The organism is Pseudomonas endophytica, from assembly GCF_001411475.1.
Classification (GTDB): Bacteria; Pseudomonadota; Gammaproteobacteria; order Pseudomonadales; family Pseudomonadaceae; genus Aquipseudomonas; species Aquipseudomonas endophytica.
Map to the genome: position 1 here is coordinate 1 of NZ_LLWH01000236.1, position 16,732 is coordinate 16,732.

Annotated in this window: 15 protein-coding genes and 1 pseudogene; 5 read left to right on the forward strand and 11 right to left on the reverse strand. The window is 55.0% G+C overall.

Features of this window, described 5'->3' with window-relative positions; all coding sequences use genetic code 11:
* On the forward strand, positions 1 to 489 hold a 489-nt coding region (locus AQS70_RS22565), incomplete at its 5' end, for an AGE family epimerase/isomerase (RefSeq protein ID WP_187331838.1).
* A 71-nt stretch (positions 490 to 560) separates the two neighbouring features.
* On the opposite strand, the gene AQS70_RS22570 is transcribed toward AQS70_RS22565, so the two are convergent.
* The 5 genes from AQS70_RS22570 to AQS70_RS22590 form a co-directional block, all read right to left on the reverse strand.
* On the reverse strand, positions 561 to 875 hold the full coding sequence (locus AQS70_RS22570; RefSeq protein ID WP_055104959.1) for a FecR/PupR family sigma factor regulator: 315 nt from the start codon (positions 873 to 875) through the stop codon (positions 561 to 563).
* Between the two features lie 152 nt (positions 876 to 1,027).
* Positions 1,028 to 1,774 (reverse strand): SDR family oxidoreductase, encoded by a 747-nt coding sequence (locus AQS70_RS22575; RefSeq protein WP_055104960.1) that lies wholly within the window; start codon positions 1,772 to 1,774, stop codon positions 1,028 to 1,030.
* 68 nt (positions 1,775 to 1,842) lie between these two features.
* Positions 1,843 to 3,939, reverse strand: coding sequence for a putative bifunctional diguanylate cyclase/phosphodiesterase (locus tag AQS70_RS22580; protein ID WP_055104961.1), 2,097 nt, complete (start codon positions 3,937 to 3,939; stop codon positions 1,843 to 1,845).
* A gap of 210 nt (positions 3,940 to 4,149) precedes the next feature.
* The gene (locus tag AQS70_RS22585) at positions 4,150 to 4,368 is read right to left on the reverse strand and encodes a hypothetical protein (protein WP_055104962.1); all 219 of its coding nucleotides are present in this window, start codon (positions 4,366 to 4,368) and stop codon (positions 4,150 to 4,152) included.
* The gene (locus AQS70_RS22590) at positions 4,365 to 4,835 is read right to left on the reverse strand and encodes a hypothetical protein (protein ID WP_055104963.1); all 471 of its coding nucleotides are present in this window, start codon (positions 4,833 to 4,835) and stop codon (positions 4,365 to 4,367) included. Before AQS70_RS22590 ends, AQS70_RS22585 begins: the two co-directional genes overlap by 4 nt.
* A gap of 465 nt (positions 4,836 to 5,300) precedes the next feature.
* Here AQS70_RS22590 and AQS70_RS22595 point away from each other — a divergent pair, with 465 nt between their 5' ends.
* Together AQS70_RS22595 and AQS70_RS22600 are read left to right on the forward strand one after the other, a co-directional pair.
* Entirely contained in the window at positions 5,301 to 5,531 is a 231-nt protein-coding gene (locus AQS70_RS22595; protein WP_055104964.1) for a hypothetical protein, read from the forward strand.
* Positions 5,532 to 5,641: 110 nt separating this feature from the next.
* Positions 5,642 to 5,878, forward strand: coding sequence for a DUF2789 domain-containing protein (locus AQS70_RS22600; protein WP_055104965.1), 237 nt, complete (start codon positions 5,642 to 5,644; stop codon positions 5,876 to 5,878).
* Here AQS70_RS22600 and AQS70_RS22605 read toward each other — a convergent pair.
* From AQS70_RS22605 to AQS70_RS22615, 3 genes and pseudogenes are all read right to left on the reverse strand, one after another.
* Positions 5,866 to 6,084 carry a hypothetical protein gene (locus AQS70_RS22605; protein WP_055104966.1) on the reverse strand — a complete coding sequence of 73 codons (219 nt, stop codon included), beginning with the start codon at positions 6,082 to 6,084 and terminating at the stop codon, positions 5,866 to 5,868. The genes AQS70_RS22600 and AQS70_RS22605 overlap by 13 nt on opposite strands.
* Positions 6,085 to 6,839: 755 nt before the next feature.
* Positions 6,840 to 7,547: pseudogene (locus AQS70_RS24360) on the reverse strand (phospholipase effector Tle1 domain-containing protein); the annotation flags it as partial.
* Positions 7,548 to 7,735: 188 nt separating this feature from the next.
* Positions 7,736 to 8,140 carry a TraR/DksA family transcriptional regulator gene (locus AQS70_RS22615; RefSeq protein WP_055104967.1) on the reverse strand — a complete coding sequence of 135 codons (405 nt, stop codon included), beginning with the start codon at positions 8,138 to 8,140 and terminating at the stop codon, positions 7,736 to 7,738.
* A 663-nt stretch (positions 8,141 to 8,803) separates the two neighbouring features.
* Between AQS70_RS22615 and AQS70_RS22620 the strand changes: the two genes are divergently transcribed.
* Positions 8,804 to 9,109 (forward strand): hypothetical protein, encoded by a 306-nt coding sequence (locus AQS70_RS22620; protein ID WP_055104968.1) that lies wholly within the window; start codon positions 8,804 to 8,806, stop codon positions 9,107 to 9,109.
* A gap of 169 nt (positions 9,110 to 9,278) precedes the next feature.
* Positions 9,279 to 9,995: an HPP family protein gene (locus AQS70_RS22625; protein ID WP_055104969.1), complete on the forward strand. Its 717-nt coding sequence runs from the start codon at positions 9,279 to 9,281 to the stop codon at positions 9,993 to 9,995.
* 61 nt (positions 9,996 to 10,056) lie between these two features.
* On the opposite strand, the gene AQS70_RS22630 is transcribed toward AQS70_RS22625, so the two are convergent.
* The 3 genes from AQS70_RS22630 to AQS70_RS22640 all read right to left on the reverse strand — a co-directional run.
* Complete coding sequence (locus tag AQS70_RS22630) at positions 10,057 to 11,547, reverse strand: efflux transporter outer membrane subunit (protein ID WP_055104970.1); 1,491 nt, start codon at positions 11,545 to 11,547, stop codon at positions 10,057 to 10,059.
* Complete coding sequence (locus tag AQS70_RS22635; protein WP_055104971.1) at positions 11,544 to 14,573, reverse strand: efflux RND transporter permease subunit; 3,030 nt, start codon at positions 14,571 to 14,573, stop codon at positions 11,544 to 11,546. Before AQS70_RS22635 ends, AQS70_RS22630 begins: the two co-directional genes overlap by 4 nt.
* On the reverse strand, positions 14,570 to 16,732 hold a 2,163-nt coding region (locus tag AQS70_RS22640; RefSeq protein WP_055104972.1), incomplete at its 5' end, for an efflux RND transporter permease subunit. The genes AQS70_RS22635 and AQS70_RS22640, both read right to left, overlap by 4 nt.

Genomic DNA, 16,732 nt, shown 5'->3' on the forward strand with positions numbered 1-16,732 from the left:
CCGGGCCATGGATTTGGGTGGGCGCGTCTGTTGCTGCATCTTGAGGCGGCACGCAAACAGCGCGGCATGCCAACACCCGAGTGGCTTTTGAACGATGCCCGCCAACTGTTCCACAGCGCTTGCCTGTACGGCTGGCAGGTCGATGGGGCGCCAGGCATTGTTTACACCGTGGACTGGAGCCACCAGCCACTGGTTCGCGAGCGCCTGCATTGGACACTTGCCGAAGCTGTCGCGGCTGCCACGGCGTTAATCCAGCGCACTGGCGAGCCTGAGTACGATGAGTGGTATCAGCGTTTTTGGGATTACATCGACCTGCACCTGATCGACCGTGAGCACGGCAGTTGGCACCATGAGCTGGGGCCAGACAATTTACCATCGGCAACCATTTGGCCTGGCAAGGGGGATCTTTATCACGCGTATCAGGCAACCTTACTGCCGCGCTTGCCATTGGCTATCAGCCTAGCCAGCGCCCTTAAGTTGCGCCGCTGACGTTTAACCCTGAACGCTCTTTGGGCTTACACGACCTATGAGGCAAGAGTGGAGCTCGCAGGGGTATGGTTTCAATCCACCAGCCCTGCGCCTCCAAGCCCAAGTAACAACAGTAGAAGCACCATAACACCGCGCACAGCTTGAGTTGATGACGCTGAGGTTTTGCCCAGCAATGCCCTACGCACCACGAGCAGTTGGCCAGAAGTATCAGCTAGCGGGTTCTTGAGCAGCCCGGCAACCCGCAGCCAAGCGGCTTTGTGTTCCGGGCTTTCGGCCAACCAAGCCTTGAACACTTGGCGTTCGGAGGGGCATGCATGCCCTGACTCCAAGCACACGACCCAATCAATAGCAGCACGGGTGATGGGATCAACCTTGTTTTTGCCCATGTTCAATCCACCGTATGTGACACGTAATAAACAGAACCCGGTTTCCTCGTTGCAACAACGTGGTGGATCCTGTCGAGAAGGCACAATAGATAATCAGACTCAAATAACAATAAGTCGCATTATCGGCAGATTCAAAGGAATTGCAATAACCGTTAACGCCCACCCCCTAGGTCAAGGAAGGTGCCAGTGGTGTAAGAGGCTTTGTCCGACAGCAACCAGATAATGGCTTCGGCGACCTCTTCCGGTCGACCGCCCCGGCCCATAGGGATGGCCGGCTCAAGTTTGCTAACCCGCCCAGGGTCGCCACTCAGGGCGTGGAAGTCGGTAAAAATGTAACCTGGCCGCACGGCATTGACGCGGATACCCTCGCTTGCCAGTTCTTTGGACAAGCCCAAAGTAAAAGTGTCGAGTGCGCCTTTGGAAGCCGCGTAGTCGACGTACTCGCTCGGCGAGCCCAGCCGTGCGGCCACTGATGACACGTTAACGATGTTGCCGCCTTGCCCACCGTAACGCGCAGACATGCGCAGCACCGCATGTTTGGCGCACAGAATCGGGCCTAATACGTTGGTTTTCAGGGTATGCAAAATTCGCACTTCTGACATCTCGTCGACACGAGACTTATGCCCCACAGTACCCGCATTGTTGACCAACGCCGTAACTTGGCCCAGCTCCCGATCAACGCGTGCGAACAATCTGACCACCTCGTCCTCATCACTCACGTCAGCCCGCACGACGATGGCCTGCGCGCCCAGCGCTCGCACTTGGTCTAGCACTTCATGCGCTGAGGTGTCATCTGACTGGTAATTGATACAAATCCGATAACCCTGTTGCGCCGCTAGCAAAGCTGTTGCCGCACCAATGCCACGACCACCCCCGGTGATCACGATGACTTTATCCATAAATACGCACTCCTCCAGCTAACGGTGTCGATAGGCATACATAGAGTAACCGCGATACTACGGATTTGTTAGGCCGCTGTCGGCTTGCCCGTGACAGGAGGTTGGGCGCGCTGAATATCGGCCATAAACTGGTCAGCAGGTAGCGGTTGACCGAGTAGGAACCCTTGCAAAGAGTCACACCCCAGCGTGGTCAAGAAGCTTTGCTGCGTGTCTGTTTCAACCCCTTCAGCGACGATCCGCAAGCCCAGTGCTTGGCCCAACGCCACAATCGCCGAGACAATCGCGGCATCATCGCCGTCATGCTCCAAGTCACGCACAAAACCTCGGTCGATCTTCAACTCATTGGCAGGCAGGCGCTTGAGGTACATCAGGCTCGAATAGCCCGTACCAAAGTCATCAATAGACAGATCGACCCCCATTTGCGATAGCTTTTGCAGCACGGTCATACTCGCGTCAGCGTCGCTCATGGCGGTGGTTTCAGTAATTTCCAAGGTCAAGCTGTTAGCCGGTAATTGGTTGCGCTCTAACGCCAACACAACACTGTCGACCAGCCCGCCATAGCAAAATTGCAACGCCGACAGATTGACCGCAATTCGCCAATCGCTATAACCCTGGTCAAACCAGATACGCATTTGGCGGCAGGCTTCATTAAGCACCCACTCGCCAATGGGGATGATCAAACCGGTTTTTTCTGCCAGCTCGATAAAGTCGTTCGGCTGCAACAAGCCCTGTTGCGGGTGTTCCCAGCGCAGCAAGGCTTCGGCCCCAACAGGCTTGCCGCTGCTGGCATCGAATTTGGGTTGGTAGTGCAGCCGGAACTGCTTATGCACCAGCGCCTGACGTAAATCCTGCAACAGTTGCAATTGCTTGCGGGCATTGGTGTTCATGGATACGTCGAAGAAACTATAGCCATTCTTGCCCCCGCCTTTGGCGTGGTACATCGCGGCGTCTGCGTTCATCAGCAGTTCCTCAGCGGTCTTGCCATTGCCAGGAAAGAGCGCAATACCGACACTCGCGGAGATCTGCAGGTCATGCTCATCCACCCGAAAACCTTTCGATAACAAGCCGACTTGTCGAGCGGCCACTTGCGGCACGTCGTCCGGCTCGGTCAACCGCACGAGCAACACAAACTCATCACCCCCAATGCGCGCCAACGTGTCTTGGCTGCGCAACTGCTCGCGCAAACGCACGGCCACCTCTTGCAGCAAACGGTCACCCACGTGATGCCCAAACGCATCATTGACCGGCTTGAAGCCGTCCAAATCAATAAACATCAGCGAGAAACATCCGCCCTGCTCCGCTACTTTGCCCATCGCTTGGCTGATCCGGTCAGCCAGCAAGATACGGTTAGGCAACCCGGTCAGGGTGTCATGTAAAGCCAGTTGTGTGAGTTCTTGGTTAGCCAGCGTCAGAGAGTCCGCCAGTGCCGCCGTGCGAGCGTCCAGCCGGGCATCAAAGATCGAGGTCAGCAAAGCGATAACTAAGACCGCCAGACTCGACACCAGCACCAAATTATCCAAACCTTTACCGCTGAGTCCTCCGACAAGCGCGCCGCAGAAGCTGCCCTCAGGGAAGTTCGCCGCTGCCATGCCGGTGTAATGCATGCCGACAATCGCCAGCCCCATAACCACGGAGGCGCCACCGCGCATCAGACGTACATAAGGGCTGTGTTTGCGTAGGCGAAAGGCAATGGACAACGCCGCTGCCGAAGCGCCAACGGCAATGACTAGCGACAAGCCAAACAGGGCCGGGTCGTAATCAATACCCGGCTGCATTTTTAAGGCTGCCATGCCGCTGTAGTGCATGGCGCTGATTCCCGCGCCCATGATCAATGAGCCCAAAAATAATTGCAGGGCTGGCAGGCTTGGCTGGCTGACCAGCCACAAGGCAAAACCGCAGGACAAAATCGCCACCAGTAACGACCAGAGCGTGAGCCCCACGTCGTAGCCCAACGCTATTGGCACCTCTAGCGCGAGCATCCCTATGAAATGCATAGACCAGACGCCAATCCCCATGGCCAGCGCCCCGCCGCCCATCCACAGGTAGACTGTTCGCCCGCGCGCAGTGGCAATTCGACCGCTCAGATCAAGCGCGGTATAGGATGCCAAAATGGCGACACATAGGGACATTAACACCAGGGCGGGAGAATACGTTGCAGCAACCATGAGCTATCTCTTGAGCGATATCGAACAGCATCCATGCCCGATAAAAGTGCGCGATTGTACTGCGCGCTGAAGCCAACGTACGCAAATGCGTATAGACCTTGGTCCCGCTTGACCCTGTCGCTATCAATCAGCACTGCTGCAAACTGCACGAGTCAACGATAGATCAAAAACAACAAGAGCTGCATCCGCAGGACACCCGCTAACTGCGACCTACGACAGCGGCATTAAGGCCTCGTTGCTCGTCTGTAAGCGCTGTAATTCTCGTCGAACCATGCTCGCGTATTCGGCTGGGCTCAAGGTGTAGAGTTGACCCGCCACCCAAGTCAGCCAAGCCCCTTTAAGAACCGGGCGTTGAGCAAATAACTGGCTGGCCTTAGCTTGGGCTTGCTCAAGGTGCAGCTGGTGGAACTCGCCACGGGTCGCGGTCACTCTTTGCTGGCCTTAAATGTCAACTCACCCTTACGCCATTTGGCCGCTTTGGTGGTCACCGCTTTTAAGGTTTTGCTCAGGCCCGCTTCAAGTTGCTCGGTGGCCGCAAACACCAACATGACCGTTTGCCCCTCCTTAAAGACGATACCTTCGCCTAAGGGCGAGTTAACGTAGGCATAGTCACCAATGCCATAAACCGTCATTTTGATTTCACGAAATTTAATATCCAGCTTGCCACCTTCACGGCTCGGCATGACCGCGGCGCTGAAATGATCGCCAACCTTTAGCTTCAGGCCGGGCTTATCGTCTACAACCAACGCTGTTTCGGTATCGATTTCAGCAATGTAGATACCTTCAGCCGTTTGTTCGGTGACATAGACAAAACGCGACTGGAAGAGTTTAACCAAGCGGGCTCGCAAGTCACCCAACACAAATAAAGCGTGCATCTCCAAATTGCTGACTGCCAACGAAAAGCCCTCGATAACAAGAAATAAACCGCCCCTTAAATGTTGGGCAGAAAAAAAACCTCAGCCACCCATTGATAAACCCGAGTACGAGCAGGTGATCTGACTGTTGGGGTCAGGGGTGGCTTGCGACGTAAAGACTAATGGATTCCCGCCTAGATTACCCCGGCAAACAAGCGCCAGAGTTTGAAGGAAATTAACCTGCGTATGTGTTCTCACACATGAGGTTGTACTCAGTTGGGGCGCTATTCTACCGACTCGCGCTTAAGAATGGGTATACACATCCTGTTCCCAATGTGTGGAACGGCTTATTTTCTTCCCGATGGGTCACATATTCAACTGGGCTTTCGTCGCGCCGACTCGTTAACTGCGCCACACACAGCTAACAACTGCCATACTTGCGCAAAAATCGGCTGGCCCATGCCGCCAGCTCATCGGCACTTCATTACTTGCAAGGGATCGTGACACGTGACGGAATTTGATATTGGCGAGTATTTCATCCGTGGTGACGTTAAAGAAGTCGACGGAGAATTTCAGGCTGTGATCGTGATGCGGCCAAAACCACCTCTAACCAAAGTGAGTTACTACCAAGTCGAGAAGGACCGTTGGTTCAAGACCGCCGAGCTGGCTAAAGTTGCGGGCATAGAATCTGCCAAGGAACTAAAAGCAGCCGTCGATGCGGGTGGTTTGAACACTTAAACGCAGCGTGGGCTACATCCTTCTTGTTTCTATTCTAGGCTTGGCCTCGAACTCTTGGCGTTCACGGGCCTCAGATGCACAGACCCGGACACTCACTGAAGGAGATGAACATGGACGATACACCTATCACCCTGCAAGCCTTGTTTGAACAACTGGGATTGGCGTCTGACGACACTTCGATTGAGGCGTTTATTGCCAAAAACCAAGTGCCTGAAGACGTCAAATTAGCCGATGCGCCTTTTTGGAAACCTGCCCAATCCCAGCTTCTGAAAGAGAAAATTAACGCCGACGATAACTGGGCGATTGTTATCGACGAGTTGAATGAACGCCTGCATCAAGCACGCTGAGCCTGCTCTGGTCGTCTGTACTGGTTGGCGCTTAGTTGCGCCAACCACGCACTACGGCACTCTTCAGCTTCTACCCGACTAGAGAAGGCCGTCCCTCGCTGCTCACCATTGACCAGCACAACCCAACAGATTTTGCGGCCTAGGGCGCGCAAGCTTTCAGGAACACCCGTGCCGATCATGACGGCTACATCAACCTGCTTAGACATGAGCTTTACTCCATCAAATAGTTAGCTGCCTAACGATGTGGGCTATCTTAGTCCTTCAAGGTGCTTAGAAAAAGCTATGTCCCGAATAGATCCATTGCATTGTTTGCAACAATCTAAAGAGACGCTTACCCACAGACTGACACCTGTTGCTCATGAACCAAACGCCCGCCTGCCTGCGGCCGATTGAAAAATGCCTGCTCGATGCCCCCCACACTAGAACCCAACGAGGCATTCCAATTAGCCGATTGGTGGATATAGCGTTGGCGTAATACGCGCTCGTCCTCATCCGTCAAATCAACGACACCCAGACGAACTTGTGCTTGGAGCTTGGCCTCAATCGGTAATAACTCTGCCGGTAACGCCGAATCAGCCTCGCTCAACGCGTTGAATGGGACGCCCTGCTCACATGCCAAGCTGTGCATGATGCGTAAGTACACACGTGATAACTCGCCCCGCAAACGGCGCCGCATAAACACCGCTGCCATGACCTGCTGCATGGGGTCATCGCGACTGCCTTCACGGCGCGAATCAGTACGCACTTGCAACAAGCGATCCTGATCGCTGGGGTCCAATAAGTCTTTGGCTCGCCAGTCTGCCAGTTCGGCACTCGCGTTTTGCCATGCTTGAGTCAGCGTAACCGGCGTGGACAAACTGACCCGATTGGTGTGCCAGCGGCTTAGAAAAACCTCCTCAGACATGAGCGCCGGATACCCACCGCCTACATCGGCATGCACACCGGGAACGCTAATATCCATTTGCCACTGCGGTGTAATACGATTTAGCGAATAATTGCGCCGTTGCTCATCGCGTGCCGCTAATTGCACGACGCTATGCGCGCACTCAGGGCTTAGATACAGGTCAAGCCCGGGGTTGTAGTCATCACTGATGTCGCCCCTGTCTGAAAGCCCACCCATTGCAGCAACGGTATCGAACAATCCGATAAAGCTAATCACGCACTCAACCTCAGCGGCTAAAGCGAGCTGGGATTTAAAAGAACGCGTGCTAATCAGATTGGCAAAATGTCGGGCCGCCGCTGCACCGCGACTGAAGCCGAAAATATCCAGATGCAAATGGTTTAGAGTGTCTGCCTCTCGCAAAAAATGCGTAAGGCACTCAAGCAGCTGTGCATAAGCCTGCTCTGCCTTGCCCACCACTCCGTGACTGCCACGACCAAAGGTCTGTGCGGGAAAGCGCGTATCAGCAGCGCCTGTGGTAGTACCGATACCGCTGATATAAAGCGAAGTTACGGCATTGCCATCGGCATCGAACGCCTGTTGTGCAGGGTAATGCTGATGCAGTTTTGCAATATTGGTTAGAGCGCTTGTATAGCTGCTATCTGCCTCGACCCTCAAGCCGTGTACCAAGCGCGTTAGGCCCACAGCATTGTTGAAATAGTTGTTGGCCGTTCCATCAAAGAAAATACCCACACGCAACCTGCGCATTGGGTTACTCGAATCACTCATGAAGTTCACCCTTGATCATCCTACTCACGCGTAAAAAAGTCGCGCAGCAATAAGATGCTAGACAGAGCGGGTCACTCAACACGCAAGGGTTGTTGTACAAGGTTTTACAACGTGGAGGTGGGCAGCACAGCGAATGCATGCAGAACCCAAAGCTACCGGGGCCATCAGGCCCCGGTAAGTTCAAGCATTTAAGCTTGACGCTGGTGCTTGTCGATTTGCTCGTGACGCTCTTGAGCTTCGATGCAGTACTTGGTGGTCGGACTGATCAGCAGGCGCTTGAGGCCAATCGCTTCACCGCTGTCATCACACCAACCGAAGCTGTCCTCTTTAATGCGCTCAAGCGCTTGTTCCAGCTGAGGCAGCATGCGCTGATCACGATCTATGGAGTTCACTAACCACGTACGCTCTTCTTCAACCGAAGCGGCATCTGCAGGATCAGCCGGGGTGTCCAGGCTTTCGATCGCCATGCGGTTTTGCTCAATACGTGCGTGGGTTTCAACCTTCATGCCTTGCAACAGCTCAGTGAAAAAAGTGTGTTGCTCGGCATTCATGTAGTCATCCGCCGGCATGGCCAGCAACTTATCCTTTGTCATTGATTTCTCTATAAAAAATACGTGCATTAAGGCGAACTAGGGAGCGTTCTGACCGATCTTCATCTAAGCCAGTTAGGTGCCATCTATTTCAAGCGCCACCCGGCACTCAATTTACGAGGGGCGGCAGTCTAAGGCCGACTTATCGAGTCAGCAACTGAAATGACAGCTATTTGTCCAGCAAAACGTGTAAAGCGACGAAAAAAACGTTCACAGGGGCTAATGGAGTGCGTTTATAGCAAGAAATTCAATCGCGCGGCTGAAAATGATCGCCCCCCTGCTAATGGTTTTGACGCTGACCGAAACCTGCACTCCTCGCCAGCACCTAAACATACGTCGGTTTATTTCAGCTAAGTCTTGATCAGTGGGTATTGGCATCTGGTTCAGTACGTTTAAAAACAGATCTATGTACGATTTTTCTCAGCACATTGTCCTGTCCCCCCACAGAAAAATCCCACGGACTTCTCCGTAAATCTTATCGCTAGTTACGCTCTGCCTGACAATACGACCGGGAGAACGCGCTTTACAATCGCTGGACCAAATCTCATATCCCACGCCAAGTAAATAGGCGATATGTCGCTGTTTGTATCGCCACGCGCAAGACGCTCCCACCGAGCAGACCGCACCGCCAGATGTTAAATAGCCTTTCTATAGGGGTTCGACGTGATGAGTTATTCCTTGTTTGCCGACGATCTGCCCGCACTTGAGCCAAGCCTGCCATCTATTGCGCCATCAGAAAGCGGGCTATGCATGCCCGAACTGGGGCGTTTGAGCACGCTACGTGATGCCCTACTGCTGTTAAAAGTGCCACTGGCTAATAGTTGCGGTTTGCGAGGCCTTGTTGAGAGGCAACTGTTGAGCAACGACGTCCATGAACGCGTACTTGGCAGATTAACCGCAGACAAACTTGGCACTGCGCAGGCGCTTCGTAGCTTAAGTGACAGCTCAGTTCGCAAACGCCGCCCCCTTTAACTCATAAAAATTGCAATTAAACATCATTATTATGAATTTGCGGATTGATAACAGTGCGAGCAAACTGCGCACGTTCCTCCCCTATAAAGGAACACCTTCAAGGGCTTGCCGGGAAACCCGCATAGCCCTTTTTTTATCTTTTCACTGCCCAATACCGGATTTTTCCACCATGCAAAACAGCTGGATCAGCCGCCTGTTGCCTGCGGCCACCAACACTCGCCCCTCCGAATGGGGTCGCGCTGCGATCGGCGTCTCACTGGGCACTCTGCTGTGTGTCTGGATCTGTAGCCAGCTCTTCGGCACGCCTGTGGCCATTCATTTGATTGGTCCTTTGGGGGCATCTGCCATTTTGCTGTTTGCCGTACCCTCCGGGGCCTTGGCACAACCTTGGTCGATAGTCGGCGGCTATCTCTGTGCCGCATTGGTCTCTATGTGCATCGTGCATTTTTTTGGCCGCAACCTAGACAGCGCGTGTCTAGCAGCAGGTTTGGCGCTGATTATTATGTGCCTGCTGCGCTGCCTACACCCGCCAGCAGGTGCCTTGGCTTTGCTGGTGGTACTGGCAGACCCGGCCAGCGCCCGCTTGGGCTGGGGCATTCTTGCTCCAGTCATGTTGAGCGCCGTGTGCATGCTGCTGGTTGCGCTGGCCTATAACAATTTGACCCGGGTGCGCTATCCAAAAATAACCGCTCAAGCCCCGCCCGCGGTCGTGACCCCGCATATCCCTGGAGAAGCAGGCATCACCGCCGAAGACCTGCAAAAGGCCATGGAGCAAATGGATGCATTTATTGACGTGACACCAGAGGACCTAGAAGCCTTAGTACGCACCAGTGAACACTATGCTCGTCGGCGCAGTATCCGTGAGGTGTTTGCCGAAAACCCGTAGCCTTGGTCTGAGGGTTGTCCTGAAATCAGGGCCTATATGGCCCTGAGCTTAGGCGTCTGCATCAACGCTCACCCGCGTCCAAATTGCCATCCCAGCCACCGCCCAGAGCGGCAATCAGTTGTACGCTGGCAATCAAACGGCTTTGCAGCAGGTTCAAAACGCTACGCTCAGTGCTCAGCGCTGTGGTCTGAACCGTTACCACATCCAGATAAGCAATCAACCCGGCCTTGTACTGGTTCGTGGTCAGGCGCAGTGACTCACGGGCAGATTCTAATGCCTGCTCCTGAACCACGCTTTCATCGCCCAACACGTTTAATTGCACCCTGTAGTTTTCGACTTCACGCAAGCCATCAAGCACGGTCTGACGGTATTTTGCCACGGTCTGGTCATACACCGCGTCATTACGATCGACTTCAGCCGAACGCTGCCCCCCATCGAACAACGGCAAAGAGATTTTCGGCCCGACCGACCAGAAACGATTCGGCACGCTAATCCAGTCCTGATACTGGCTGCTACTGTAGCCGCCTGACAGACTCAGACTGAAGTCCGGGTAATAGGCAGCTTTGGCCACGCCAATGTTGGCATTGGCGGCGATGATTGAACGTTCTGCCGAGGCTATATCCGGCCTGCGCTCCAGCAATTGTGATGGCACGCTGGCAGGGATCGCCGGGAGCGTGGGAATCGTTTTAATTTCAGCCAGCTTAAATACCGAGGGGGGCTGGCCGGTGAGCACGGCAATGGCGTTTTCAAACTGTGCCCGTTGCCAGATCAAGTCGATCAAGCTCGCCTGGGTATTGCGCAACTGGGTCTGCGCCTGAGCCACCGCGTCTTTGCCGGAGATCCCCGCTCGGTACTGGTTTTCGCTCATTTTCAATGAGCGTTGATAAGCCTCGACAGTGGCTTGCAACAAGCGCTTTTGCTCGTCGATCACTCGCAGTTGCAAGTAGTTCTGAACCAACTCGGACTGTTGGCTCAAACGCATCGCTGCTAAATCGGCGTGGCTGGCTTCGGCGCTGGCTTCGTTGGCCTCTAGGCCGCGTCTCAGTTTGCCCCAAACATCGGCCTCCCAACTGACCCCGACTTGCGCGTTCAAGGTGTCTCGAATACCACTGCTGGAGCTGGTCAAGCTGGAATTGGAACTGCCAGTACCTTGGCTGGAACGGGTTTTACCCACGCTCAAGTCAGCGCTCGGTAAAAACGCCGCGCGGGCATTGCGTACCAAGGCCTGAGCTTGCCGAAATTGCGCTTCAGACTGCGCAACACTCTGGTTGTTACTGTTGAGCTTGACTACCAAAGCGTTGAGCTGCGGGTCACCGTACAACTCCCACCACGCGCCACGCTCTAAAGCATCACTGGGGTTAGCTTGGGTCCAGCCCTCAGCTTCTTTAAACTGCTGCGGCACTGCCAGCTCAGGACGCTGATAGTCAGGCCCTACCGCACAGGCGCTGAGTAGAACGCCCGTCAGCACTAAGCCCAATAGGCGCGAGCCACGGGCAAGCACCCAACGTTGGGATGACAGTGCCGGAGCAAGATTTAGTAAATGAGAGGTCATAGCGGAGTTTCCAGAGCAGCATCCGTACGCACACCACGCCATTTGTTGAAACGATGGCGCGCACGGTCGAGATAGAGGTAAACCACCGGGGTGGTGTAAAGGGTCAGGATCTGGCTGAAGACCAGCCCGCCGATGATGGTCAGGCCCAAGGGTTGACGCATTTCTGCACCTTCGGCCTGGCTAAGCATTAACGGCAAGGCACCGAGAATCGCGGCTAACGTGGTCATCAGAATCGGCCGCAAACGTTGCAGGCACGCACTGCGAATCGACGCTTGCGGGCTCAGCCCCGAATGCCGCTCCAACTGCAATGCCAAGTCGATCATCAAGATCGCATTTTTCTTACCTACGCCGATTAGCCAGACGATCCCGAGCCGTGAAATCAACGGGTGAATGTAACTCTCGTAAAGAATCCCCAACACCAGATACACCGCCACCAACGCCCCCAAAATCATGAACGGTTGGTTTTTTTGCGTTGACGCGAAGGCGTCGCCCGTCCCGGCCATTTTTACGATGACTTCTTCGGGCAAGCCCAACTTGGCGATCTCACGCTCAATGGCAGCAGTGCCCTGCTCCAGCGAGACGCCAGGTGCCATGTCAAACGAGATGCTCTGGGAGGCGAATTGGCCCTCATGTTCAACCCGGTCTGCTTGTAGGCTGTTCTCGTAGTGAGCAATGGCCGATAACGGGATCCGCGCTCCGTCAGCCGTGATGATCTTGACCTGATCCAGCGTTTGCGGGTCCTGCGCGTATTTAGGATTGATCTCCATCACCACCTGATACTGGTTCAGGCTGTCGTAAATAGTTGAAATTTGCCGCTGACTGTAAGCGTTGTTCAGCACGGTAGTGACCATGTTCATGTCAACACCCAAGCGCTTAGCCTGATCGCGGTCGACTACCAGCGTAACTTGCTGCGCGCCACGGCCTTCGCGGGCGTCAATGGCAGTGAGTTGTGGCAACGACTTGAAGGCGGCAACTACTTTTGGATACCACTTACGCAACGCGTCAAGATCGCCGCTTTGCAGAATGTAGGAATACTGCGAACTGGTTTGCTCGCGCCCTCCCCCAAACTGTAAGTCTTGATCTGCCATCAGCATCAGACGCCCACCCGGTACTTTGGGCATGTTATCGCGCAGCCGCTCAATGACTTTTTGCGCGGAAATCTTGCGCTCAGTGATCGGTTTGAGGCGCACCAGCATCAGCGCGTTATTAGTGCCGCTGCCCCCGCCAATAAACCCCGCCACACTCTCCACTGCCGGGTCCGCCATGACCGCCTTACGGAAGATCTCCATCTTCGGCTGCATCACGCTGAACGACAGGCCATCATCGCCGCGCACAAAACCAATCAACTGCCCGGTATCTTGTTGCGGCATGAACGTTTTAGGCACCACCACGTACAGCGCTACGTTCACGCCGATGGTCAGCAGCAGGCTAAATAGCGTCAGGCGCTTGTGCCGCAGCACCCAGTCCAAGCTGCGGGCGTAACCGAGCACCATGCGGTCGTTAATCCGATTGCTCCAGCGTTGCATGGCGTTTTCAGTACCCGGCACGTGCGGTTTGAGCCAACGCGCGCAGAGCATCGGGGTCAAGGTCAACGACACCACCAGTGACACCACAATCGCAGCCGCCAAAGTGATCGAAAACTCTCGAAACAGGCTTTCAATAATCCCGCCCATAAACAGGATCGACAAAAACACCGCCACCAGCGAGACGTTCATCGAGAGCAAGGTAAAACCGACTTCCTTGGACCCTAAATAAGCAGCTTTAAGCGGAGATATACCGGCGTCGATGTGACGCGAGATGTTTTCCAGTACCACGATGGCATCGTCCACCACCAACCCAGTCGCCAGAATCAGGGCCATCAAAGAGAGGTTATTCAGCGAGAAACCGTACAGGTACATGATGGCGAAGGTTCCCACCAGGGATACCGGTACCGCCAAAGTCGGGATCAGCGAAGCGCGCCAGTTACCCAGAAACAGAAACACCACCACAATCACCAGCGCTACGGCGATCAATAGGGTCATTTCGGCTTCGTGCAGCGTGGCTTTGATCACCGGCGAACGGTCCATGGCCACGTTCAATTTGACACTGGCGGGCAACACCGCTTCCAACGCCGGTAATTGGGCCTTGATCGTATTCACGGTTTCAATGATGTTGGCCCCGGCCTGACGGTTGATGACCAGCAACACCGCCGCGTCGTTGTTAAAAAAACCACTGTTGTAGCGGTCTTCAACACTGTCCGTGACCTTCGCCACATTGCTCAAGCGCAGCGCAGCACCGTCCTGATAACGGATGATCAGCGGCTCGTAATCTTTGGCTTTTTCGAGTTGATCATTGGCCTGAATCTGCCAGTTACGCTCATCGTCAGAAACCGCCCCTTTAGGGCGACGCACGTTAGCGTTGGCAATGGTGTCGCGCACGTCGTCCAGCGCCACGCCGTACTGGTTGAGCAACTGCGGCTCCAGTTCGATACGCACTGCGGGCAACGAACTGCCGCCAATTTGCACCTCACCTACACCCGGCACTTGCGACAGGCTTTGCGACAGGATGGTCGAGGCTAAATCGTAGAGTTCGCCCTTGGCCAGCACGTCGGAGGTCAGTGATAGCACCATGATTGGCGCTTGCGATGGGTTAACCTTCTTGTAGGTCGGCATGCTACGCATACCGCTTGGCAACAAGTTACGCGAAGCGTTAATCGCCGCTTGTACCTCACGGGCAGCGCCGTTGATATCGCGGTTCTGATCAAACTGCAAAATCACCCGCGTCGAGCCTTGGCTCGAGCGGCTACTCATGGTGTTGACCCCTGAAATCGCACCGAAAGATCGCTCCAGCGGCGTGGCAACGCTAGACGCCATGACCTCAGGGCTGGCCCCCGGCAAACTGGCCGACACCACAATCACCGGAAAATCTATCTGCGGCAGCGGCGACACAGGGAGCAAGCCAAAACTCACGCCGCCCAGCAACATAATGGCCAGACTCAGCAGCATGGTCGCTACCGGACGCTTAATGAACGGGCCGGACAAATTCATACCGATGCCTGCTCAACCACCGGCTGGTTGCCCCGCCAGCGCCGCCCGAGCCGATCAAAATACAGGTAGATCACCGGGGTCGTAAACAACGTCAATACCTGACTCACCAGCAAACCGCCAACCATCACCAAACCTAACGGTTGACGCAATTCAGCACCGGATCCGGTCGCCAACATTAGCGGCACCGCACCAAACAACGCCGCCAACGTCGTCATCAAGATCGGTCTAAAACGCAGCAGCGCGGCTTGGTAAATCGCGTCATGCGGGGCCATCCCTTGATTGCGTTCAGCGTCGAGGGCGAAGTCGATCATCATGATTGCGTTTTTCTTCACGATACCGATCAGCAAGATGATGCCGATGATGGCGATCATCCCCAGATCATTACCGCTCAGAAGTAGCGCCAGCAAGGCGCCCACCGCCGCAGAAGGCAGCGTCGAAAGAATGGTGATCGGGTGGATGTAGCTCTCGTAAAGCACGCCCAGCACGATGTACATGGTCACCACCGCGGCCAAAATCAGCAGCAGCGTGCTCGACAAAGACGCCTGGAACGCTTGTGCGGCGCCCTGGAACTCAGTCTGCACACCGACCGGCATGCCGATGTCTTTCTGCACTTGGTCAATCAACTCCACTGCGTGCCCAAGGGCCACGCCGGGTGCCAAGTTGAACGAAACCATCACTGAAGGGAATTGACCGATATGAGAGATTGACAGCTGCGACTGACGCTCTTCAACCTTGGCCAAGCTAGAAAGTCGCACCTGACCGCCATCGGTGGTTTTGACGTGGATTTGTTCAAGTGACTGCGGGCCGATTGTCTCGCCGTCTTTGGCCTGCAACACCACCCGGTACTGGCTGGCCTGAGTGTAGATGGTGGAAATCTGCCGCTGACCAAAGGCGTCATAGAGCGCATCGGTGATGTTAGCCACTGACACCCCAAGGCGTGAGGCGGCATCACGGTCAATCACCAGAAACACCTGTAACCCTTTGTCTTGCAAGTCGCTGGCGACATCCGTCAACTCAGGTTGATTGCTCAAGGCTGTCACCAGCTTTTGGCTCCAAGTGCTGAGCAAGTCAGCATCCGGTGACGACAAACTGAACTGGTACTGGGTACGGCTGACGCGGTCCTCAATGGTCAAGTCTTGCACCGGCTGCATAAACAGACGAATCCCGACCAGCTTGTCCACCTGCGGCTGCAAGCGGGCGATCACCTCTGAGGCACTGTCTGTGCGCTCACCGTGTGGCTTGAGGTTAATGAGCATGCGCCCGCTGTTGAGCGTAGCGTTATCGCCATCAACACCAATATAGGAAGACAGGCTTTCAACATCCGGGTCTTGCAAGATGATCTTGCCCAACGCTTGTTGACGCTGGCTCATGGCACTGAACGAGATTGACTGTGGCGCCTCAGAAATACCTTGAATCACCCCAGTGTCTTGCACCGGGAAGAAGCCTTTGGGCACCACCATGTACAGCAATACGGTGAGTGCCAAGGTGCCGATGGCCACCAGCAACGTCAGCGGCTGATGCTTGAGCACCCACTGCAACATGCGCCCGTACTCGGCGATCATCCAGTCAATAAACGCACCACTGGCGCGGTAAAAACGGCTCTGCTCTTCTGGTTTAGGCTCGGCCTTGAGCAACCGCGCGCACATCATTGGGGTCAGCGTGAGCGACACCACCAGCGAGATCAGAATGGCCACCGCCAAGGTGATCGCAAATTCGCGGAATAGCCGCCCGACCACATCCCCCATAAATAAAAGCGGGATCAATACCGCAATCAGTGACAGGGTCAACGAGATCAGCGTGAAGCCAATTTGTTTGGCGCCCTTGAGGGCGGCCTGCATCGGGCTGTCGCCTTCTTCTATGTAGCGCGAAATGTTTTCCAGCATGACGATGGCATCATCGACCACAAACCCGGTCGCAATGGTCAGCGCCATCAGGGTTAGGTTATTCACCGAAAAACCGGCCAAGTACATCACGCCAAAGGTCCCGACCAGCGACAACGGCACGGCAATCGAGGGAATAATCGTCGCGCTGGCACGGCGCAAGAACAGGAAGGTGACCATGACCACCAATGCAATGGCGATCAACAGTTCATGTTGCACATCGCGCACCGAAGCGCGGATGGTTTGCGTACGATCGGTCAGTACGGTGACGTCGATACC